The following is a 22,754-nucleotide window of genomic DNA, read 5'->3' as shown; positions in this document are numbered from 1 at the left end:
AGCGGCAAGCCTAACGCATGCGCTCAGCGCGTCGCAAAAGCGCCTGTCAGAAGCGGTAATCGAACGTCGCGAGCAGCGTGCGGCCGATGCCCGGCACCGAACGTCCGCCGTCCGACGGAATCAACGCGTCGTAGTAGTACTTGTTGGTGAGGTTCAGCAGGTTCAGGCGCACGTCGTACTTCTTCGCGTGATAGGCCGCGGTCGCGTCCCAACGCGTGTAGCCCGGAACCTTCACGTAGTTCGTATTCGACGCATAGCGCGGCGACATATAGATCGGGCCGCCGCCGATTTCCCAGTGCGGCGTGATTGCATACGTGGTCCAGAACGTCAGCGTGTTGCGCGGCGTGTTGGCCGGCGTGTGACCCTGCGTGCCGTCGGCCGCTTTCAGGATCGTCGCGTCCATGTACGTGTAGCCGCCGAAAATCTGCCACTTGTCGGTGATGTGCCCGGTCACGCCCGCCTGGAAGCCGTCGACGCGAATGTCGCCGGCCAGCTCGTATTCGGTCGGCGAGACCTGGGTGCGCGCGTTGTCCATTTCCTGGCGGAAGATCGCCGAGGTCAGCGAAATGTTGCCGCCGAACAGATCCCACTTGCCGCCGACTTCATACGACTTCGTCGATTCCGGCGCGAGATTCTGCGTGAGGTTCGTGACCGTCAGGTTTTCGAGCGACGGATTGAACGACGTGCCGTACGACACGTAGTACGACTGCCAGTCGGTCGGCTGATAGATGACGCCGGTGCGCACGCTCGTGAAGTAGTTGGTCTGGCTCGCGTAAGCCGGCAAGCTGACGGTGTTGTGGATCTCCGCCGAGAAGCGATCCCAGCGCACACCGCCGATCAGCTTCCAATGCGGCGTCAGCGTGATCGTGTCGTTCAGGTAAGCGGCGATTTCGTTCGAGCTCGAATCGGCGTAGTTGCCGACCGTCGTCGTTACGTTCGACGGCGTGCCCATGATCGGCGGATTGAGCATCGGCACGATCGGCAGGTTGTTGCGCGTGTACGCCTGGTTCGTATAGCTGTCGTGGCCCACTTCGACACCGGCGATCAAATCGTGCTTGATCGGCCCGGTGTCGAATTTGTATTCGAGCATCGTGTCGTTGTAGATCGCATGATTCTCGATCACGCGGTCATGACTCTGCAGCTTGATGAACAGCTGCGACGGCGACAGCGTCGTGAAATTGCCGTTGCTCAGCGCCGGGCTCGACGCCAGCGGCCCGGTCAGTACCGCTTGCGGCGCGGTTTCGCGCGCGTCGGTCATCGAGTGCGAGATCTGCGTCTGGTTCGTCAGCGTCAGGTCGGCGGAGAACTTGTGCTTGATCGCCGCGTTGAAGATCTGCACGTCCTGGATCGTGCGGTCGCTGGTCAAACCGTAGAACGTGTTCTTCGGCACCGGCGACGGGCGGCCGTTCAGCGCCTGGATGCCGTAGTCGGGCATGTCGTGGTTATGCTGGATCAGCGCGGACAGCGTGATTTCGGTCGGCGTGCCGATGCCGAAGCGCAGTTCCGGCGCGACGCCGAAGTCCTTGTTCTTCATCACGTCGCGCGTCGAGCCGAGGCTCTGGCCGAATGCGTTCAGGCGGATCGCCGAGGTGTCGGTGAGCTTGTGGTTCACGTCGACGGTGGAGCGGTAGCGGTCGTCGGTGCCGATCATGCCGGAGACTTCCGCCGAGTCCGTCAGGTTCGCCTTCTTGCTGACCTGGTTGATCACGCCGCCGGTCGAGCCGCGGCCGAACAGCATCGACGACGGACCGTACAGCACCTCGAGCGATTCAAGGTCGAACGTGTCGCGGTAGTACTGGTTGCGGTCGCGAAAGCCGTCCAGGTAGATGTCGTTCTGCGCGGTGAAGCCGCGCAGGTTGATGTTGTTGCCGATCTGGCCGCCTTCGGCCGCGCCGATCGTCACGCCGGGCGCGTTGCGCAACGCGTCCGTAAACGACGTCGCGCCCTGCGACGCGAGCAGGTCGCGGTTGATCACGGTGACGGTCTGCGGAATGTCGCGCAACGCAGTCGGCGTCTTCGCGCCGATGGTCGCGCTCTCCGCCTGAAAGTCCTGCTGAACGGCCTGAGCCTGCACGCCGATGGTCGGCAGCGTCTGCGCATCGGCGGCGGGCGCGTTGTTCTGAGCGTTGGTTTGTGCGTTTTGCGGCGCGCTGGAGGCGACCGGTTGCGACGCGCTTTGCGGTGCGCTTTGCGCGTGCGCCGGTTGCGCATAAGGAATGGCAAAAGCGAGCGCCAGCGCCGTCGCGAGCGGCGTGTGATTGAGCATGGAAATCCCGTCAGAAATGCGCCTGTCAAATTCGCATCGCTGACGTCGAATTCATGACAAAGCCGCAAATGGCTGGCTGCCGCTCTCCGTTGTGTGGGATGGAGATGACGGGATGGCTGGCTAGGTTTAAATGAGAATCGCTATCATTCCACACGCATAAGGAGGCATCAATCGCGGCGTGCATTTACTTCGCGTAAGGGATTTGTTTCGCTTTTTTACCAACGAAAGGCAACTGTAATTTGAAGTCCGTTTTTCGTGCAGATTTATTACTGAACGCAACTGGATTCTTGCAAAAAGCATATTACTGACAGGCTCATGAGCCAAACCAACCTTACACACTTTCTTTCATTTGAATAACGCATTGTTCAAATGATCGCGCACATCGAATCGCGAGTCCGTTTATCCTTTTTACAACACTGCATACAACACTGCAGTCCCGCCCTCCCGGCAAGCACTTTCGTCCCCCTCTGGAGTCGACTTTATGCAATATCGCCAATTCGGCCGCACCGGCCTGACCGTTTCGCGCCTGTGTCTCGGCACCATGACCTTCGGCCTGCAAACCGAAGAAGCCGCTTCGCACCGCATCCTCGACACGGCCGCGGACGCCGGCGTCAATTTCATCGATACCGCGAACGTCTATCCGCTCGGGGGTGACGAAAATCAGGCCGGGCGCACCGAGGAAATCGTCGGACGCTGGCTGAAGGGTAAGCGCGAGCGCTTCATCGTCGCGACCAAGGCGGTCGGCAAGATGGGGCCCGCCGCGTGGGACCAGGGCGCGTCGCGCAAGCACCTGCTCGATGCGATCGACGCGTCCTTGCAGCGCCTCGGCACCGACTACGTCGACCTGTACCAGCTCCATTCCGACGACGCGAAAACCCCGCTCGACGAGACGCTCGAAGCACTCGATGCGATCGTGCGCTCGGGCAAGGCGCGCTATATCGGCGTGTCGAACTTTCTCGCTTACCGGCTCGCTCGCGCACTGGGTCGCGCGGACGTGCTGCGCGTCGCGCGCTTCGTGTCGGTCCAGCCGCGCTACAACCTGCTGTTTCGCCAGATCGAGCGCGAACTGCTGCCGTTGGCCGCCGAAGAGCAGCTAGCCGTGATGCCGTATAACCCGCTCGCGGGCGGCCTGCTGACCGGCAAGCACCGGCTCGACGCGACGCCCGCCGAAGGGCGCTTCACCGAAAGCGTGGGCAAGGCTGGCGCGATGTATCAGCAGCGCTACTGGCATCAGCCCGAATTCGACACGATCGAAAAGCTGAAGGCGATCGCCGCGCCGACCGGCGAGTCGCTGGCGAAGGTGTCGCTTGCGTGGGTGCTCGCGAATCCGCTGATCACGTCGGCGATCATTGGCGCGAGCCGCGCGGAACAGTTGAGCGATACGCTCGCGGCCGCCGAGTTCACGCTCGACGACGCGATCAAAACGCAGCTCGATGAAGCGAGCGTGCAGTATCGCTGGGGAGATGCGGCGCGCTAGTTCCGCGCGGCGTATCGAGTCAGGCGCGGCCCGGCATCGGGCCGCGCTGCTTCATCGCCCGTAGCGCAGCACGGTGCTCGTCGCGGCAAGCACGTGATCCTTGATCGCGGCGAGAAACGCGTCGCGCGTCAAGCCGGCCGGCAACGCGTCGGGCGACAGATCGAGCGCATAGACCTGCGCGACGTAGTGATGCGGCACCTCACCGACGGGCGGACACGGGCCGTAATAACCGGGGCCGCCGGTGCGATTCGTGCCGGCGACGCTGCCCGGCGGCGCGGCTTCGCCCTCGGCGAGTCCGGTCGCGCCCGGCGCGATGCCGTACACGATCCAGTGCACGATGCCGAGGCCTTTCGCGCCGTCGGGGTCGAAGACCGTCACCGCGAAACTTTTCGTACCGGCCGGCGCGTTATGCCATTGCAGTGCCGGCGACACGTTGCCGCCGCCGCAGTTGTTCGCGCTCGCCGCGTGACGCGCGTCGAGCGTGCCGCCATCGGCCATTCCCGGCGACGACACTGCGAAGGCCTGGGCCGCGTACGCATGCGCGCTCGCGTAGGCGAGCAGCGCGCATGCGCTGACGGAGAGCAGACGCCGCGCGAGATTCAGGTGGATGCGAGTCATTGAGCGTTTCCGGCTTGGGGGGTTGCTGAGGGAATGGGAAGGAGCGCGACCCGTCACTTCGGCTTGAATCGCCCGGTCTTTTGCATCGCTTCCGGATACTGCCGCGTCTCGCGCACCGACAGCGGATGCCACAAGCGCGCGCCGCCCTCGATCCCCGCGTCGTTCGATACGGTGGCCACGTTCGCCGGCAACGTGAACTTGATACGCGCCGAGTTGCCGCCGCCGATCCACAGCTTGTCGTAGTTGACGAGAGAATCGAGAATACCGATCACCTTCTCGACGCGCCGGTTCCAGCGCTTGTTGCCGACCTGCTCGCGTGCGGCCTCGCCGATGTATTCGTCATACGCGACGCCCTTCTTGCTGACCGGATGATGCGCGAGCTCCAGGTGCGGCATCAGCTCGCCGTCGCGAAACATCGCGGTGCCCGCGCCGGTGCCGAGCGTCAGCACGAATTCGAGGCCGTGGCCTTCGATCGCCGCGAAGCCCTGCACTTCGGCGTCGTTGATCATCCGCACGGGCAGACCGCCCAGGCGCTGCGCGAGCGAATCCGCGAGCGGAATGTCGTGCCAGCCTTCGACGCCGAAATGCGGTGCGGTCAGAATGCGGTTATCGCGCACGACACCTGGAAATCCGATCGAGATGCGGGCCGGCGGCGCCTGCTCGACGAGCGGCGCAACGAGTTCCGCGAGAGCGTCCACCAATTGATCCGGCGTGCACGGATGCGGCGTCGCGACGCGCACACGCTCGGTTTTCATCTGCCCATCAGCGTCGATGATCGCGGCCTTCAGGCCGGTGCCGCCGACGTCGATCGAGAGAATGTTCTCACTGCCGCTTTTCGGCGCGCTCTGTTTTGCTGTGCTCTTCTTGCGTGTCGTCACGATTTCCCCCGATTGGGTTGAGGCGGTTGCGTTGCGTGTCTGCGTGCTGGTTCGAGGCATCCGTTCAAAGGCGTCGTTACGACTTGCCGCCGGGCGTTTTCTGCTGCAACGGCCGCCACGCGTGGCCGTCGCGCGCGAGCAGCGCGTCGGCTTCGGTCGGACCCTCGCTGCCGGCCGCATAGCCGTGCACGGGGACCGCGCCACCGCTCTTCGGATGCAGCACGTCGTCGACCGCGCACCAGGCCGTCTCGATGCCGTCCGCGCGCTGGAACAACGTCGCATCGCCAAGCATGCAGTCGTAGAGCAGCGTCTCGTAGCCGACGTTCGCGGTCTCGGCGAAGAAGTCGTCATAGTCGAACGACGACTGCACCGCGCCGATCTGCATCACCGGCCCCGGCACCTTCACGTTGAGATCGAAGCTCGAGCCGTGCGTGGGATCGATGCGAATGGTCAGCGCGTTCGGCGTCAGTGCATTGACCGCGGTATCGCGGAACAGGCGGAACGGCACCGGCTTCAGTTGCACCGAAATCTCGGTGCGGCGCACCGCGAGCCGCTTGCCGGTGCGCAGATAGAACGGCACGCCGGCCCAGCGCCAGTTCTCGACGAACACGCGCGCCGCCGCATAGGTTTCCGTGGTGCTGCCGGGTGCGACGTCGGGCTCCTCGCGATAGCCCACACCCGCCGGCCCCTTCTCGTATTGGCCGAATACGACGTCGTCGGGTGCCAGCGGCTGGACCGCGTCGAATAGCTCGGCCTTCTTGTTTCGCACGGCTTCCGCGTCGAACGAATTCGGCGGCTCCATCGCAACGATGCCGAGCAGTTGGAACAGGTGGTTCGGCACCATGTCGCGAAACGCGCCGGTCTGCTCGTAGAACCTGCCACGCCCTTCGACGCCGATCGTTTCGGCCGCCGTAATCTGCACGAAGTCGATGTACTCGCGCCGCCAGAGCGGCTCGAACATCGCATTCGCGAAGCGCACCGCGAGAATGCTCTGCACGGTGTCCTTGCCGAGAAAATGGTCGATTCGGTACACCTGCGGTTCCCGCGCATACGACAGGATGTGCGCATTCAGATCGCGCGCCGACGCGAGATCGGTGCCGAACGGCTTCTCGATCACGAGACGCCGAAAGCGGCCGTTCGCGCCGTCGCCCTCCTTCAGCAGGCCGGCTTTGCCGAGGCGGTCGACGATCGGTTTGAAAAATCGCGCGCTGACCGCGAGGTAGAAGATCGCGTTGCCGCCAGTCGACTGATCGAGCTTTTGCTTCAGCTTCGCGAACGTGTCGTCGGATTCGAACTCGCCCGCCATGTATTCGAGGCGCTGCGCGACCCAGTTCCACGCGTTGTCGTCAAGCTTGCCGGCATGGAAGGTGCTGGCCTTGTCGGCGGCGAACTGCTGCATCGCCGTATGCAGCTCGTCGCACCATTCGCGCGTCTCGCGCTCGCCGTGATTGACGCCGATGATCTTCATGCTGTCGTCGAGCAGGCCATCGACCGCGAGGTTGTACAGCGCCGGCATCAACAAGCGTTTGGTCAGATCACCAGCCGCGCCGAAGATAACGACCGTGCACGGCGGCGCGGGCTTCTTGCCGGCCGGCGACGGCGGCGCGTCCTGCGGGTTCGCGCCAAGCTTGCAACTCAACGGGGGGGTCGCATCGGGTTGATCGGAAGCGGCGGAAGGGTTCGGTGTAGTCGACATGGGATTCACTTGGACCTGGGTAAGCCGATAGGACGACCGTGGCGATACGTGAAAGACCACGGCCACAGCTGTACAGTTCAATCCCGTTCGCGCAAACGCGTGCGGGTTGCTTACTTCGTCGTCGTGGCCACGGCTGGCTCTTTCGCTGCCGCCGGCGTCACCGCCGCTGCGGATACGGAAGCCGGCACCGCGCCCACCGGAATCGGCGCGGGCGCCGGAGCCGGTTCCCCCGCGAGCGGCACGTTGCCGGACAACGCCATCGCGCGCGGTTGCAACAGCAACGCAACGAGCCCGGTCCAGCCGGTCTGATGCGAGGCCCCGACGCCGCGCCCGTTGTCGCCATGAAAATACTCGTGGAACAGGACCAGATCCTGCGAACGCGGGTCCGCCTGCAGCAGCGGATATGCACCCATCACCGGCCGCTCGCCATTTTTGTCCTTCAGGAACAGCGTGGTCGCGCGGCGCGCGAGTTCGTCGCCGATTTCGCTTAACGAGAACTTTTGCCCCGAACCGGTCGGATACTCGACGCGAAAATTATCGCCGTAATAGCGGTGAAACTCGTACAGCGATTCGATCAGCAGATAGTTGACCGGCATCCATACCGGCCCGCGCCAGTTCGAATTGCCGCCGAACACGCGGGTATCCGATTCGGCCGGCAGATACTTCACGCAGAAGCTGTTGCCGTCGTGCTGGAACACGAACGGATGATCGCGATGAAAACGCGACAACGCCCGCACGCCGTGATCGGAGAGAAATTCGCTTTCGTCGAGCGCGCGCCGTAACAACGCTTTCATTCGATGCCCGCGCAGCAGCGACAGCAGCAGCGTGTTGCCCTTGCCGGGCTCGTTCCAGCGCGACACGAGCCCGGCGAGATCGGGCCGATGCCTGAGAAACCACACGAGCCGATCGCGCAAGCCCGGCAAGCCGCCGTGCAGACGCTCCTCGAGGACGTGCACGGCGAACAGCGGAATCAGTCCGACGATCGATCGTACTCGCATCGGGATGTTGCTGCCGTCGGGCAGCCGAAGCTTGTCGTAGAAGAACTCGTCGTCGCCGTCCCACAGGCCCGTCTCGCAGCCGTCGTCGCAACTGACCGCTTCCGCGATGTACAGGAAGTGCTCGAAGAATTTCACGCCGATATCGACGAACACGTGGTTCGCGTACGCGAGCTCGAGCGCGATACGCATCAGGTCGAGCGCATACGCGGCCATCCATGCGGTGCCGTCGGCCTGGTCGATGTGGCCGCCGGTCGGCAGCGGCGACGAGCGGTCGAAGATGCCGACGTTGTCGAGCCCGAGAAAACCGCCCTGAAAGATATTGTGGCCATCGGCGTCCTTACGGTTCACCCACCACGAGAAATTCAGCAGCAGCTTGTGAAACACGAGTTCGAGGAAATCGCGGTCCGCCTTGCCGGTCAGCGCGCGGTCGATCTCGTACACCCGCCACGCGGCCCACGCATGCACGGGCGGGTTCGCGTCGCTGAACGCCCATTCGTACGCCGGCAGTTGGCCGTTCGGATGCTGGTAGCGGTCCTTCACGAGCAGCAGCAATTGCTTCTTGGCGAAGGCCGGATCGATCAGCGCGAACGCGGCGGCATGAAACGCGAGGTCCCATGACGCGTACCACGGGTACTCCCACTTGTCCGGCATCGACACGATGTCCGCATTGCACAGATGCCGCCAGTCCGTATTGCGCCCCTGCTTGCGCGAGTCGGGCGGGCTCGGTTGCAGCGGATCGCCGTCGAGCCAGCGCTGCACGTCGTACTGGTAGTACTGCTTCGACCACAGCATCCCGGCGAGCGCCTGACGCTGCACGAGTCGCGCATCGGGATCGGTAAATTCGTGTTGCAACGCGCCATAGAATTCGTCGGCCTCGGCGAGGCGGCGCGCGATCAACGCGTCGGCGTCGAATGGCGCTTCATCGGCCGCCGACTGCGGGCGCCAGCGCAGATAGACGACCGCGCGTCCATGCGGCCCGAATTCGAGCGCCGCATGCGCGGCGGCCTTGGTGCCCGCATCGCGACGGATCGCGTTCGCGTCGCCGTGCACGAGGTAATCGTTGAAGCCGTCCTTGAACGGCCCCACGCCGTCCACGCCGAACAGCCGCTTCACGTTGGTGTCGTTCTCGCAGAACAGCCATGCGAGCTGCGGCGCGTCCTTCGACCAGGCGGTCACGACGATCGGCTCGTGCACATGGTGATGGCCCAGCAGATGCACTGCGCCGTCATGATCGGTGCCCGCGACGAGCTTCGGCTTGTCATTGTTCTCCCGCCACGACCACGAGTTGCGCGCCCAGATCTGCGGCAGCACATCGAGCGACGCCGCCTCGTCCGCGCGGTTTTCGATCGTCACGCGCATCACGATGTCGTCGGGCGTGTGCTTCGCGTATTCGACCAGCACGTCGAAATAGCGCAGATCGTCGAACACGCCGGTATCGAGTACTTCGTACTCCGGCATATCGCCGCCGCGGCGCGCGTTTTCGTCGATCAGGTCCTGGTACGGATAGGCCGCTTGCGGATACTTGTACAGCATGCGCATGTAGGAATGCGTGGGCGTGCCGTCCAGATAGAAGTACAGCTCCTTCACGTCCTCGCCGTGATTGCCCTGCGAGTTCGTCAGGCCGAACAGACGCTCCTTGATGATCGGGTCTTTGCGGTTCCACAGCGCGAGCGAAACGCACCAGCTGAGCCGGTCGTCGCCGAAACCGGCGATACCGTCTTCGCCCCAGCGGTAGGCGCGGCTGCGCGCATGGTCGTGCGGAAACGAGTCCCACGCGGTGCCGTTCGCGCTGTAATCCTCGCGCACCGTGCCCCACTGGCGTTCGCTCAGGTACGGCCCCCAGCGCTGCCAGTGGCCGCAGTCGGCCGAATGCAGGCGGGAACCTTCGATCGTGGCAAGCAGATTGGCAGCGCGCAGCGGAGGCATGAGAACGTCCTTGCAACAGGCCTGGCGGTGGGACCCACATCGTAGCGCGGTTTACGCGCCGTTGCGCTCCAATCGGGCAAGCAGACTTTCGACGCGCAGCAATTCGCCGAGCGACCAGGCCTGGAACGGCGTGCCGGCGGGCGCATGTGGCGCGTCGCCGTCAGCGATCTCGGACAGATGGTCGAGGCCCGCGTGATCGAGATGCACGTACAGCGGGGCGAGAAAGCGCGCCCTCGCCTGCGCGAGATTCGTGGCGTTTGCGCCATTGACCCGCAGCCACGCTTCGACGAACGGGCCAATTAGCCATAACCACACGGTGCCCTGATGATAGGCGCCGTCGCGTTCGCGCGGCGCGCCGCCATAGTGACCGCGATAGGCCGGATCGGAGGGCGCGAGCGAGCGCAAGCCGAGCGGCGTCAGCAATTGCGCCTCGACATGGTCCACCACCGCGCGCGCCGTCTCGCCTTCGAGCAACGGAAACGGCAGGCCACCGATCGCGAAGATCTGGTTCGGCCGGATCGCGCGGTCGACCGTGCCGGGTACATGATCGACATCGACGTTATCAAACAGCGTCTGCGTGGCCGGATCGACGAAGCGCCGGCGAAACGCGAGTGTCGCGCGCTCGGCAGCCTGCCGCCACTGCGGGTTCCATGCCGACGCGATGCGCAGCGCGTTGATCCACAGCGCCTGCACTTCGACCGGTTTGCCGATGCGCGGTGTGACGACCCAGTCGCCGACTTTTGCGTCCATCCAGGTCAGTTGCACGCCGGGCATGCCGGCGCGCAGCAGGCCGTCGTCGGCGCAGGCGCCGATCTTGAAGCGCGTGCCGTTGGTGTAGCCGGTCAGGATCGCTTCGGCCGCTTGCTGCAGATGCGCGCGCGTTTGCGAACTCGCGTGCGGCGTCACCAGATAGTCGTGAACGGCGACGATGAACCATAGCGACGCATCGACCGAGTTGTATTCGGGCGCGTCGCAATAGTCGGGGAAACGGTTCGGCAGCATGCCTTCGGACAGCGTGCCGGACCATTCGAGCAGGATCGCTTCGGCGTCGTCGAGACGGTTCGACGCGATCAGCAGGCCGCGCATCGCGATGAAGGTGTCGCGGCCCCAGTCGGTGAACCATGGGAAGCCCGCGAGGATCGTGCGGCCTTCGTTGCGCGTGACGACGTAGGCATCGGCCGAGCGTTGCAGCCGCGAGCCGAGCGCGGCGCGGCGTTGTTGTTCGGTGTCGGCGAGGCCGGCGGCGTGGGTGGTGGTTTGCGATTTGTCGTGCGTGCTTTCCGTGGCGGCAGCACCCGACGCGCTCAGAATCATCACCGCTTCGCCTGCGGCGAGATCGAAGCTGAACACGCCGGGCGTCGCGAGGTCTTCGCTGCAATCGAGGCCACGCTCCTGCTCGCGCACGTAGCAGAAGTTGCGATACCAGTCGGGCGCATGCGTATAGGCGCCGTTCGTCGCCGCGCGCACGACCGGCAGCCCGCCATACGGTTGCCAGCTCGCGCACGATCGGTCGGCGCTGACCTGAGCGCTGAAATTGAAAGCCGGATTCTCGTGATGCAGCGCATGATAATCGCGGCCCGACAGCAGCGGTCTGACCTTCAACACCGGCGCATCGAGTTCGCCGCCTTCGAGCCGCCAGCGCAACACCGTTTCGCACGTCGCCCTGCTGACGAACGCGTCGGCGATCACCGCAGTATGCGTATCGAGTTGAACGCGCCATGTCGGCCACGGCACGGTATCGAAACTGGCCAGGCTGCCGCGCAGATCCGGATAGATCACGTCAGGTTCATAGCGTTGCATGCTCAACGGGAAGCGCTGGCCGCCCGCCTCGACCCATACCTCGATGCCGTTGACGAGCACCATGCGCCCGCCGGGCGCGCGTGTCGCGGCGAGCAGCAGCGCGTGATAGCGACGCGTGCGCAGCGTGCCGACCGTGCCAGACGCAAAGCCGCCGAAGCCGTCGGCTTCGAGCCATTCGTCTTCGAGTCGCGAGATGTCGATGGGTGAATCGATACGAGTCATTGAATCGTGCTCTTGCGCGAACCTTGAAGCACCAAACATAGCGCAGATGGCATCCCCATGAACATCGACCTTCCCGATACTTTCCATTTTCTTTCGATCAACTGACGATTTATCGAAAGTTATGCCGCGCGCAAACGTTTCACAATTATTTCTTGAAAGATATGGAGACTGCACCCGCTTTCATCGAACCGGATGCGGACATGAGAAGAACCACGTGCATCGCGAGCGCCGCATGGCTGGTGCTCGCCACGATAGCGTTGAACGGTTGCGGCGCGGACGACTCCCCTTCCGCGAGCAACGCCTCGACAACCGCCACTGCGCCGAACGACGCGGCACAACAGCCCACCACGGCGGCGGCCGTTCCCAATGCCTCCGCGCCGTTCGCGGACAACACGGCGAACAACACCGCGCATAGCACGGCGAGCAACGCGACAAGTGGCGCGGCCGCCACCGACCCGATCACGCAAAACATGCAGGCCAGTCTCGCGGCCGACAGCCAGCAGGTCGCGCCGGTGATGCGCTATGCGCCCGGCGACAGCGCGAACAACTAGCCCGCAACCGATCGGCCAGAGCAACCCGTAACCGACACCGAAACGATCCCAACGGCGCGTTCACCCGCGCTATTCTTCCCCTACGCAGAAGGTGATATTCGATGACATCAACTAGCCGTCGCCGTTTCCTGCAAACCGTGGCTTCATCCGCGGGCGCCGCCGCCGCGATGACCGCGTTGCCCGAGTCGATCCGCAGCGCACTCGCCGTGCCGGCGTTCTCTCGCACCGGTACGATCAACGATGTCGAGCACATCGTCGTGTTCATGCAGGAGAACCGCTCGTTCGACCACTACTTCGGCCATCTGCGCGGGGTGCGCGGCTACAACGACCGCTTCCCGATTCCGCTGCCGAGCGGCCTGCCGGTGTGGAATCAGCCGTCGAAGGAAGACCCGACCAGGCCGGTGCTGCCGTTCCATCTGAACACCGCCACGACCAGCGCACAGTGCGTCGGCGATCTCGATCACACGTGGTACAAGACCCACTACGCGATCGACGGCGGCCGCTACGACCAGTGGCCCGCCAACAAGACCGACATGACGATGGGCTACCACCTGCGTAGCGACATCCCGTTCCACTACGCGCTCGCCGACGCGTTCACGATCTGCGATGCGTACTTCTGCTCGCTGCCGGGACCGACGCACCCGAACCGCGCGTATCTGATGACCGGCATGGTCGACCCGACCGGCACGATGGGCGGCCCGCTGCTCGACAACAACGACTGGGTGGACGGCGATGGTCCGCCGAACTATCAGCTGCTGTCGTGGACCACGTATCCGGAGCGTCTGCAGGCCGCGGGCATTTCGTGGCAGATCTATCAGCAGGGCACGACGGGTGTCGATCCGCTGAACGGAAACTACGGCACCAACATCCTGCAGAACTTCACGAACTTCATCAACGCGCAGCCGGGCTCGCCGCTCTACGAGCGCGCGCAAACCGTTCGCACGATCGACGACCTGAAAGCCGACGTGCTCGCGAACCGGCTGCCGCAGGTGTCGTGGCTGTGCCCGCCGGCCGCGTACTCGGAGCATCCGAGCTACACGCCCGCGTACGGCGCCGAATACACGTCGCAGATTCTCGACGCGCTGACGTCGAATCCCGAGGTGTGGAGCAAGACCGTGCTGTTCATCATGTACGACGAGAACGACGGCTTCTTCGATCACCTGGTGCCGCCGCAACCGCCGACGACGTCCACGCAAGGAAAGTCGACGGTGACGACCGACGGCGAGATCCACAATGTCGTCAATCCGCTACGCGGCGGCAGCTATACCGCCGACGGTTATCCGTACGGTCTCGGCCCGCGCGTGCCGATGACGATCGTGTCGCCGTGGACCAAGGGCGGCTTCGTGTGCTCGCAGGTGTTCGATCACACGTCGGTGATCCGCTTCATTGAAACGCGCTTCGGCGTGCATGAGCCGAACATCACGGCGTGGCGTCGCGCGGTGTGCGGCGACCTGACCACCGCGTTCGACTTCCGCACACCGGATTCAAAGATGCCGCCGCTGCCGGACACCAGCAACTACATGAGCATGGCCGACAACCAGTGCAAGACGCAGCCGAAGCCGACCGTGCCGGCGACGCCGACTCCGGTCGACGCGCAGGAAGCCGGCATCCGCTTCGCGCGCGCGTTGCCGTATGAACTGCATGTGAACGGCGCGGCGAACGCTGGCAATGACACGTTCGAAATCACCATCGGCAACACCGGTGAGCAGGGCGCGCACTTCTACGTGTACGCGACGAATCGCACCGACGGTCCGTGGCGCTACACGGTCGAAGCGGGCAAGTCGCTCAGCGATACGTTCGACCTGAGCACGACGAACGGCGTGTACGCGTTCGACGTGTTCGGCCCGAACGGCTTCGTGCGCAAGTTCGCGGGCAACGCCCAGGCGAGCACGCAGAACGGGCATGGCAACGGTCATGGCAACAACAAGCCGGCTCAGCCTGAAGTGACCGCGCAATACGACGTCGCGAATGGCAACGTGTTCCTGAAGTTCACCAACAGCGGCGCTGGCGTCGCGCATCTGACGGTGATCGACAACGCGTACGGCGCACACCCGCGCAACGTGGCCGTGCCGGCCAATGCGCGTATCGACGAGGGGTGGGTGCTGGCGTCGAGCCATCACTGGTACGACCTGACGGTGACGAGCAAAGACGATGCGAGCTTCTCGCGCCGCCTTGCCGGTCACGTCGAGAACGGCCGGCCGAGTATCAGCGATCCGGCGGCGGTTGCGCCGGTGCTGACGGCGAGCTGAGACTGGCGCGCTTGCGATTGGTGTCTCGGCATCCTGTTCCGCCTGCGCGGCGGACAGGATGCCGATGTTTTTTTGGGCTCGTATTGAAGCGCTGTGCTTAGAGACCGACGTCCGGCAGCGTCGGCCGCCTGGCGAGCGCCTTGGCGACGATGTCTTTGACTTCGGCGAGCGTGTCGCCTTGCAACGCGAGACGCGGCGGACGCGTGACGGCGCTGCCGCGGCCGAGCAGTTCCTCGCACAGCTTGATGCATTGCACGAGGTCGGGGCGTGCGTCGAGGTGCAACAGCGGCATGAACCAGCTGTACAGCGCGAGCGCTACATCGAAACGCTTCTGCTTGGCGAGGCGGAACAGCGTCTCGCCTTCCTTCGGGAATGCGTTCGACATGCCCGACACCCATCCCTCCGCACCGACCGCGATGCTCTCGACCACCACGTCGTCGAGGCCGGCGAACAGCACGAAGCGGTCGCCCACCGCGTTGCGCAGATCGATGAAGCGCCGCGTGTCACCCGACGAATCCTTGAAGCAGACGATGTTCTCGCAGTCCTGCAGCGCGATCAGCACGTCCGGCGTCACGTCGTTCTTGTAGATCGGCGGGTTGTTGTAGATCATCACCGGCAAATCGGTGCTGCTCGCGACCGAGCGGAAATGCGCGGCGGTTTCGTGCGGCTTCGCGGAATAGACCAGCGCCGGCATCACCATCACGCCGTCGACGCCGACCCGCGCCGCTTCGCGCACCGTCTGCCGCGCGAACTCGGTCGTGAACTCGGCGACGCCCGCGACGACCGGCACCTTGCCGCCGGCCGCGTCGCGCGCGGCCTCGATCACCTGCAGCTTTTCCGACGTGCTCAGCGAAGTGTTCTCGCCGACCGTGCCGCAGACCACAAGACCCGACACGCCGTCCTTGACGAGATTGCTGACCACGCGGTGCGTCGCGTCGATGTCGAGCGAAAAATCCGGCTTGAACTGGGTGCTGACGGCGGGAAACACCCCGCTCCATTGGATAGCCTTGCTCACTTTGTCCGTCTCCTTCTAAAAGCCGGCCGCGCCGACACACGTTGAATATGACGACGAGTATCGGCCTTTGTCCGCAAGCGGGCTTGGGCTTTTTCGTAGCTGAAAGAGATTAAATCCGCACAGTCGGGAAGCGCGGAATGGCTGGCCGGGCGGTTGCCCGCCACATGGTGGCAAGGCGGTTGCGGCGTATGCGAGCGCCATCGCGCGACGCTTGCTGGCTGCCGTGGATGCCGAGTCTGGCATAGCGGCCCGCGCTGCGTCGTGACGCGCGCCGCCGGCATGCGAGCGGTGCGCGGCGACGGCGCTGCGAAGATCGGCAGATCGCGCTACAGTCGACTTCCACTATTTCCGCACGAGGCCGGCGCCATGAATCGCGAAGCTTTTACCGACATGCTGACCCACGAAGGCTTTCCCGACGCAGTGCTCGTCACGCGCGAGCCGAACGTCGCGATGGAGGTCCACACGCATCCGTTCGAGGCGAAGGCGCTGATCGTCGAGGGCGAATTGCAGATCCGCGTCGGCGACGACGAGCGCCTGTATCGCGTCGGCGACGTGTTTCATCTGCCGGCGAACGTGGCGCACGCCGAGCGGTACGGGCCGCAGGGCGTCACGTATCTGGTCGGACGAAAGTAGCCGAGCGCCCCTCTGCCTCGGTCGATCGGTCAGGCGCCCAGCAACACGCCCGTTCTGATCGGCCGCGTGCCGGTCACGCGACCAAGCGGCGCGCCGGCCGTCACGAAACGGATCGCGCGGCGCATATACAGCACCCCTTCGGTCTGGCTCGCGATCGTGGTCGTCTCATCGGTGAGCGGATCGACGATATCGAACAGCGGCTGACCGACGCGGATCGTGTCGCCGATCTTCGCGCGGTGCACGAGGATCCCGCTCACCGGCGCATAGAACTGCTCGCTGCCCGCGAGCGGCGTCGCCGGCGACAGCAGCGGCGGCAACGGCTTCGCGTCGCCGCGAATCGCGCCGCGCCACACCAGGTAGTCGACCAACGCGTCAGCATCCTGCTGCGCGACTTCGTACGACACGTCGCGCTGGCCGCGGCACTCGACCGTCACCGCGATCGAGCCGGTCGGCACCGGCTTGCTTGCCGGCATCTGCTGCTGCAACGTCCACCACAGCAGGCTGTGGGTTTCGTCGAACGCGCCGCCGCCTGAATCCGTCGCGAGCAACGATGCCTCGGCGCCGAGGTAGCGCGACAGCGGCTCGAACTCGGCCCACGCCGCCTCGCTCGTGTACACATGCATCGCCGCTTCGAGCGAGCAATGCAGATCGATCACGACGTCCGCGTCGCACGACAGCTTCAGCAGCGCCAGTTGCAGCGACTCGAATTCGGTCAGCGGCTTCTGTTGCGCGAGTTCGGCCGCGAGCAGCGCGCGCACGATGCGGCGGTTCTCGTTCGCGTCGGCACCCAGCGCCTCTTTCGCATTCGCGACGAGCTTCGCGAACTGCACGAAATGCCGGTTGAAGTTCTTGCCGCTGCCGAGATCGAAGCGGCCGACGAACTGACCGAGCACGTATTGACTGAGCCCGACCGGATTCGATACCGGCACGAGCACGATTTCCGCCTTCAGCGCGCCGGCTTCTTCGAGCTCCAGCAGGCGCCGCTTCAGCAGCACGGTGGTCAGCATCGAAGGCGTTTCGTCGGCATGCAGCGACGCCTGGATATAGATCTTCTGCCCGCTGTCGAGCGGGCAGAAATGAAACGACACCAGTTCGCGGTGCGTGCCGATAGCCGGCGACAGAAGCGGAATAGATTGCCTGTTCATGAATGGAAAGCCGGGAAGATGTCGTTGGAAGTCTGAATCAGTTGCCGTACGGATCGAAGTCGAAGTACTTCTTCGCGATCTGCGCATACGTGCCGTCCTTGAGCATCGACGCGATCGCCGCGTTGATCGATGCCTGCACTTCGGTTTCGTCCTTGCGCAGGCCGATGCCGACGCCGTGGTCGCCCATCGAAAGCGGCTCGCCGACGAACGCGAAGCCCTTGCCCGCGGGCGTGCGCAGGAAGCCGTAATCGGCCTCGACCGTGCCGAGCAACGCGCCGTCGAGCCGCCCGTTCTGCAGATCGGCGAACACCTCGTCCTGGCTCTTGTAGGCGACCACGTTCGCGCCGAGCGGCGTCCAGTTCTTCAGCGCGTAGCCCTCGAACTGCGTGCCCGACTGCACGCCGATCTGCTTGCCGGCGAGTCCGCTCGCCGTCGGCGCAAGCGGTGAACCTTGCTTCGCGATCAGCCGCGACTTGAACTGGAACAGCTTCGACGAAAACAGAATCTGCTGCTGGCGCTTCTCGGTGATCGCCATCGACGACAGCACCGCGTCGATCTTGCGCGCCTGCAGCGCCGGGATCATGCCCGAAAACTCGAGTTCGACCCACTGGCAATGCGCATGGATGCGCCGGCAAATCTCGTTGCCGAGATCGACGTCGAAACCCTTCAGGCTGCCGTCGGGCGCCTTCGAGTCCATCGGCGGATAGGTCGGGTCGATGCCGAGGCGCAACGTGTTGGCGTCAGCGGCGAACGCGCCGCTGCTGAAAGCCAGCGCGGCGCAAAGAGTGATCAGCGGAGTTTTCATGGAAGGGGCACGGTGAGCGGATCAGGACAGCGTGATCGTACGCGCCCGCGGTGCCTCAAAGAAGTCCCGTTCGGACTATCATGATCACTTTTACCGATCACCAGATTCTGACGCCATGGCCTTGACGATTTCCCAGCTGCGCGCGTTCACGGCGGTCGCCGAGCATGGCAGCATCCGCGCGGCGTCGCGCGCGCTCGGCATCGCGCAAAGCGGCATCACGCAGCAGTTGCAGAACCTCGAATCGATGCTCGGCGCGACGCTGTTCACGCGCACCAATCGCGGCATCGCGCTGACCGCGCTGGGCCAGCGGTTGCTGCAGCGGGCCGGCGCGATCCTCGGTGAGTGCGAGCGTGCCGAAGAGGACGTTCGTCAGCTACGTGGCGACTACGCGGGCGAGGTCACCTTCGGCATGACGACCGAGCCGCTCGTCGACGCGTTCGCGCCGGTGCTGATGGAGTTTCGTGCGCGCTTCGAGCGCGTCGCCGTGCATCTGCGCACGGGCACGTCGCGCATGATGATTTCGTGGATCCGAGAAGGCACCCTGGATTTCGCGGTCGCGCTGGTGTCGAAGCAGACCGACACCGCCGATCTGTCGGTCACGCCGCTCTATCCGTCCGATCCGGTGATCGTGTGCCGGCGCGGTCATCCGAAGGCGCGCGCGAAGTCGCTCGCCGAGCTCGTCGATTGCACGTGGGTGACGACGCGCTCGCCGAATCTGACCGAGGAGCCGCACGTCAACCGCTTGAGCCATCTGTTCGACAGCCACGGCTTGCCGCCGCCGAAGATCGTCGCGACCGTCGAGGGCTTGTACGAGACGCTGCATCTGGTTGGCGCGACCGATTGCCTGTCGCTCGAAGCGTCGGTCACCGCGAAGCGCGGGCCGTTCGCGGACCTGCTGACGACCATCCCGGTGCGCGAGCGCGCGTTGCAGCAGAACGTCTGTCTGCTGCAACGCGCGGCGATCCCGCTGACGCCAGCCGCGCAGGAGTTCGCGACGATGATCGCGTCGTATATGCGCACGGTGCGGGCGCGTTGAGCGTTGAACTTCAAACCGCGGTTTCTTCGAGCGCGATCAGTTCTTCGATGCGCTGCCTGCGCCGGATCAGCCGCGCGTTGCCGCGCTCGATCAGCACCTCGGGCGCGAGCGGCCGGCTGTTGTAGTTCGATGACATCGACGCGCCGTACGCGCCCGCGTCGTGAAACACGAGCAGGTCGCCCACTTGAGGCGCGGGCATCGAGCGGCTGGTGACGACCCCGCCTTCCACCTGCGTAAACACGTCGCCGGCCTCGCACAACGGCCCCGCCACGCTGAACGAGCCGGCCGGCGCATCGCTCGGCGTACCGTCGCGCCTGAGCACGCTGATCTCGTGATGGCTGCCGTAGAACGACGGCCGCACGAGGTCGTTGAAACCCGCGTCGAGCAGGGCGAATTGCCGCGACGGCCGCGGGTTCAGCGCGTGCACTTCGCCGACCAGCACACCGGCCTGCGCGACCAGAAAGCGCCCCGGTTCGATTTCGAGCCGCACACGATGCCCGACCTGCGCTTCGATGCGCCGCCGCGCGTCGTCCCACAGCCGGAAATAATGCGCGGTGTCGACGCTCGGCTCACCATCGCGATACGGCACCGACAAGCCTCCGCCCGCGGAAATCGCCTCGATATCCTGATCGACCTGCGACACAGCATCGACCATCGCATCGCAGACTTTCGCGAGATGCGCGTAGTCGACACCCGAGCCGATATGCATGTGCAGCCCGACGAGCTTCAGCCGATAGCGCCGCAACAGTTCGAGCGCGCGCGGCAGGTCGTCGCGCCAAATGCCGTGCTTGCTGTGCTCGCCGCCGGTGTTGGTCTTGCTGCTGTGGCCGTGACCGAAGCCGGGGTTGATCCGCAACCACACGCGATGGCCTTCGCGCGCATGTCGTCCGAGCCGTTCGAGCATGTCGGGCGAGCCGGCGTTGACGGTGATCCGCTCGTCGAGCACGGTGGCTAGCGTCGCGTGGTCGAGCAGGTCGGCGGTGAAGACGACGCCTTCGGGTCCACCGTTCGATGCGGATCGAGCCGTAAATCCTGCGGCAAAACTACGCGCGAGTTCGCCCAACGAGACTGCATCGACCATCACGCCTTCGTCGCGCATCAGCCTCAGGATGTGCACGTTGGAACAGGCCTTCTGCGCGTAGCGGATCGTGTCGAAACTACGCAACTGCGCGATGCGCTGGCGGATCGTCTCGGCGTCATAGACCCATAGCGGCGTGCCGTGCTGGCGCGCGAGGTCGGCAAGTTGACGGGGGTTGAATGGCATCGTGGTCGGCTGCATGTCGAAGCTTTGCGAAAGCGTTAGCCGACATGATGAGCCGCAGCGCTCATTCAGTAAAATACCAATCTATCGCCCGTCTATTCACTTCTGATATAGCTCCGACCAGCCATGGCGCTCACGCACCGTCACATCGAAATCTTCCGCGCGTTGATGACGGCCGGCAGCGTCACCAAGGCAGCCGAGATGCTGTTCACGTCGCAGCCCACCGTGAGCCGCGAACTCGCGCGCATGGAACAGAGCATCGGTTTCGCGTTGTTCGAGCGCGTGCAGGGCCGGCTGCGTCCCACGCAAGCCGCGCTGACGCTGTTCGACGAAATCAAGCGCGCGTATGTCGGGCTCGAACGGGTCGCGTCGACGGCGGCCGCGCTGCGCGAATTCAAGGGTGGCCAGCTGTCGGTGATCGCGCTGCCGGTGTTTTCGCATTCGATTCTGCCGGGCGCCGTCAAACGTTTTCATGCTGCGCAGCCCGGCGTCAGCGTGTCGATCGCGACGCAGGAGTCGCCGTTTCTCGAAGAATGGCTGAGCGCGCAGCGCTACGACCTCGGCCTCACCGAGCACGATGCGCCGCCGCCCGGCACGCGGCTCACGCCGCTCGTCGCTGTCGATGAAGTGTGCGTGCTGCCCGACGCTCACCCACTGCTCGCGAAACGCGTGATCGCATTGAAAGACTTCGCGGATCAGGCGTTTATCAGCCTGTCCGCGAACGATCCATACCGGCTGCAGATCGACGAAGCGTTCGCGCGGGCCGGCGTCGCGCGCCGACTGCTGATCGAAACGCCGACCGCAGTGTCCGTGTGCAGCTTCGTGCGGCAAGGACTCGGCATCGCGATCGTCAATCCGCTGACCGCGATCGATTTCGCTGACCGCAATCTGCATATCCGGCCGCTTGCGTTGTCGCTGCCGTTTCGCGTCAATGTGATCCGTCCCGAGCACCGGCCCGCGCAGCCGCTCGCGGACGCGTTCGTCGGCGCGCTGCAAAGCGAAGCCGCCGCGCTGCGATTACAATTGAAGCGCCACATCGGCCCCAGGCGGTCAGCGCAGTCATAACAGTCACGGCGGCGTCCCATCCTCATCGCCCGGCGAATCCGCGCAGCAGAACGCGCGCTCGCGCGGGGCCACCGCCCGAACCGTCCGCCGTGCGAACCGGGCACGCTTCAAGCTGACATCACCCGCATACCGATTACCGACGCGCCGCGCATTCGCGCCGCATCGTGGCGCCGCTTTTAGCGCCGTTTTCGAGTCTTCACGTCATAGACCCTCAACAGGAGTGTTCCAAATGATGAATCGAGACAATCCCGTCTGGCTGATCACAGGCTGTTCCACCGGCTTCGGCCGCGAGCTCGCGAAGCTCGTGCTCGAACGCGGCTGGCGCGCGGTCGTCACCGCGCGCGATGCATCGAAAGTGAAGGACATCGCCGAGGGGCACGGCGAGCGCGCGCTGGTGCTGCCGCTCGACGTGACCAATCGCGCGCAGATCGAAACCGTGGTCGCGCAGGCGAAGCGTCATTTCGGCCGCATCGACGCGCTCGTCAACAACGCGGGCTACGGCTATCTGGCCGCGATCGAGGAAGGCGAGGACAGCGAAGTCCGCGCGATGTTCGAGACCAACGTGTTCGGCCTCGTCGACATCACGAAGGCCGTGCTGCCGATCATGCGCGAGCAGCGCAGCGGTTTGATCGTCAACGTGTCGTCAATCGGCGGGATTGCGAGTTTCGCGGCGACCGGCTACTACCATGCGACGAAGTACGCGGTCGAAGGGCTGTCGGAATCGCTCGCGCTGGAAGTGAAACCGCTCGGCATCGGCGTGCTGATCGTCGAGCCGGGGCCGTTCCGCACCAACTGGGCGGGTCCGTCGATCAAGCAGTCGGCGACGCTGATCGACGATTACGCGTCGACCGCCGGCGAGCGCCGCAAGCAGACCGAAGCGCGCAGCGGCAAGCAGGCCGGCGACCCGGTGCGCGCCGCGCAGGCGATCATCGATGCGGCGCTGTCGGACGCGCCGCCGCTGCGTCTGCTGCTCGGCAAGATGGCGCTCGATCTCGCGTACAAGAAACTCGATTTCCTGCGCGGTGACTTCGACACCTGGCGAGCGGCGACCGAGGGGGCGGATTATCCGGAAGGGACGGCGTAGAGCGGGTTGATCGGGCGAGCCTCGGCCCG

At 64.7% G+C, this 22,754-nt stretch carries 17 protein-coding genes; 7 read left to right on the top strand and 10 right to left on the bottom strand.

The window, feature by feature from the left end; all coding sequences use genetic code 11:
* Window positions 1-46: 46 nt before the first annotated feature.
* Complete coding sequence (locus EVC45_RS01085) at window positions 47-2,266, bottom strand: TonB-dependent siderophore receptor (RefSeq protein WP_129956195.1); 2,220 nt, start codon at window positions 2,264-2,266, stop codon at window positions 47-49.
* A 481-nt stretch (window positions 2,267-2,747) separates the two neighbouring features.
* Between EVC45_RS01085 and EVC45_RS01080 the strand changes: the two genes are divergently transcribed.
* Window positions 2,748-3,743, top strand: coding sequence for an aldo/keto reductase (locus EVC45_RS01080; protein WP_129956194.1), 996 nt, complete (start codon window positions 2,748-2,750; stop codon window positions 3,741-3,743).
* Between the two features lie 51 nt (window positions 3,744-3,794).
* Here EVC45_RS01080 and EVC45_RS01075 read toward each other — a convergent pair whose 3' ends face one another.
* The 5 genes from EVC45_RS01075 to EVC45_RS01055 form a co-directional block, all read right to left on the bottom strand.
* Complete coding sequence (locus tag EVC45_RS01075) at window positions 3,795-4,361, bottom strand: YbhB/YbcL family Raf kinase inhibitor-like protein (RefSeq protein ID WP_129956193.1); 567 nt, start codon at window positions 4,359-4,361, stop codon at window positions 3,795-3,797.
* A gap of 53 nt (window positions 4,362-4,414) precedes the next feature.
* On the bottom strand, window positions 4,415-5,239 hold the full coding sequence (locus EVC45_RS01070; protein ID WP_129956192.1) for an ROK family protein: 825 nt from the start codon (window positions 5,237-5,239) through the stop codon (window positions 4,415-4,417).
* Window positions 5,240-5,315: 76 nt separating this feature from the next.
* Window positions 5,316-6,935 carry a glucose-6-phosphate dehydrogenase gene (gene zwf / locus EVC45_RS01065; RefSeq protein WP_129956191.1) on the bottom strand — a complete coding sequence of 540 codons (1,620 nt, stop codon included), beginning with the start codon at window positions 6,933-6,935 and terminating at the stop codon, window positions 5,316-5,318.
* 110 nt (window positions 6,936-7,045) lie between these two features.
* Window positions 7,046-9,859, bottom strand: coding sequence for a glucosidase (locus EVC45_RS01060; RefSeq protein ID WP_129956190.1), 2,814 nt, complete (start codon window positions 9,857-9,859; stop codon window positions 7,046-7,048).
* A 51-nt stretch (window positions 9,860-9,910) separates the two neighbouring features.
* Window positions 9,911-11,881 (bottom strand): amylo-alpha-1,6-glucosidase, encoded by a 1,971-nt coding sequence (locus EVC45_RS01055; protein WP_129956189.1) that lies wholly within the window; start codon window positions 11,879-11,881, stop codon window positions 9,911-9,913.
* A 200-nt stretch (window positions 11,882-12,081) separates the two neighbouring features.
* Here EVC45_RS01055 and EVC45_RS01050 point away from each other — a divergent pair, with 200 nt between their 5' ends.
* Together EVC45_RS01050 and EVC45_RS01045 are read left to right on the top strand one after the other, a co-directional pair.
* Window positions 12,082-12,432 (top strand): hypothetical protein, encoded by a 351-nt coding sequence (locus EVC45_RS01050; RefSeq protein WP_129956188.1) that lies wholly within the window; start codon window positions 12,082-12,084, stop codon window positions 12,430-12,432.
* Window positions 12,433-12,533: 101 nt separating this feature from the next.
* Window positions 12,534-14,681 (top strand): phosphocholine-specific phospholipase C, encoded by a 2,148-nt coding sequence (locus EVC45_RS01045; RefSeq protein ID WP_129956187.1) that lies wholly within the window; start codon window positions 12,534-12,536, stop codon window positions 14,679-14,681.
* A 97-nt stretch (window positions 14,682-14,778) separates the two neighbouring features.
* Here EVC45_RS01045 and EVC45_RS01040 read toward each other — a convergent pair whose 3' ends face one another.
* Window positions 14,779-15,696: a dihydrodipicolinate synthase family protein gene (locus EVC45_RS01040; RefSeq protein WP_129956186.1), complete on the bottom strand. Its 918-nt coding sequence runs from the start codon at window positions 15,694-15,696 to the stop codon at window positions 14,779-14,781.
* A gap of 366 nt (window positions 15,697-16,062) precedes the next feature.
* On the opposite strand from EVC45_RS01040, the gene EVC45_RS01035 reads away from it, so the two are divergent.
* Window positions 16,063-16,329 (top strand): cupin domain-containing protein, encoded by a 267-nt coding sequence (locus EVC45_RS01035; protein WP_129956185.1) that lies wholly within the window; start codon window positions 16,063-16,065, stop codon window positions 16,327-16,329.
* 29 nt (window positions 16,330-16,358) lie between these two features.
* Here EVC45_RS01035 and EVC45_RS01030 read toward each other — a convergent pair whose 3' ends face one another.
* Together EVC45_RS01030 and EVC45_RS01025 are read right to left on the bottom strand one after the other, a co-directional pair.
* Window positions 16,359-17,474: a succinylglutamate desuccinylase/aspartoacylase family protein gene (locus tag EVC45_RS01030; RefSeq protein ID WP_129956184.1), complete on the bottom strand. Its 1,116-nt coding sequence runs from the start codon at window positions 17,472-17,474 to the stop codon at window positions 16,359-16,361.
* Window positions 17,475-17,511: 37 nt separating this feature from the next.
* The gene (locus EVC45_RS01025) at window positions 17,512-18,279 is read right to left on the bottom strand and encodes a transporter substrate-binding domain-containing protein (protein ID WP_129956183.1); all 768 of its coding nucleotides are present in this window, start codon (window positions 18,277-18,279) and stop codon (window positions 17,512-17,514) included.
* Between the two features lie 115 nt (window positions 18,280-18,394).
* On the opposite strand from EVC45_RS01025, the gene EVC45_RS01020 reads away from it, so the two are divergent.
* Window positions 18,395-19,315, top strand: coding sequence for a LysR substrate-binding domain-containing protein (locus EVC45_RS01020; protein ID WP_129956182.1), 921 nt, complete (start codon window positions 18,395-18,397; stop codon window positions 19,313-19,315).
* Between the two features lie 10 nt (window positions 19,316-19,325).
* Here the strand turns inward: EVC45_RS01020 and lysA are convergent, their stop codons facing one another.
* On the bottom strand, window positions 19,326-20,579 hold the full coding sequence (lysA, locus tag EVC45_RS01015; RefSeq protein ID WP_129956181.1) for a diaminopimelate decarboxylase: 1,254 nt from the start codon (window positions 20,577-20,579) through the stop codon (window positions 19,326-19,328).
* A gap of 123 nt (window positions 20,580-20,702) precedes the next feature.
* Between lysA and EVC45_RS01010 the strand changes: the two genes are divergently transcribed.
* Window positions 20,703-21,641, top strand: a complete 939-nt coding sequence (locus EVC45_RS01010) for a LysR family transcriptional regulator (protein ID WP_129956180.1) — start codon at window positions 20,703-20,705, stop codon at window positions 21,639-21,641.
* Between the two features lie 229 nt (window positions 21,642-21,870).
* On the top strand, window positions 21,871-22,725 hold the full coding sequence (locus EVC45_RS01005; protein WP_129956179.1) for an oxidoreductase: 855 nt from the start codon (window positions 21,871-21,873) through the stop codon (window positions 22,723-22,725).
* Window positions 22,726-22,754: the final 29 nt, after the last annotated feature.

The sequence above is a fragment of the Paraburkholderia sp. UYCP14C genome, from assembly GCF_004197395.1.
Classification (GTDB): Bacteria; Pseudomonadota; Gammaproteobacteria; order Burkholderiales; family Burkholderiaceae; genus Paraburkholderia.
Note: the sequence above shows the minus strand (reverse complement) of the source record. Positions and strands in the feature narration are given on the sequence as shown.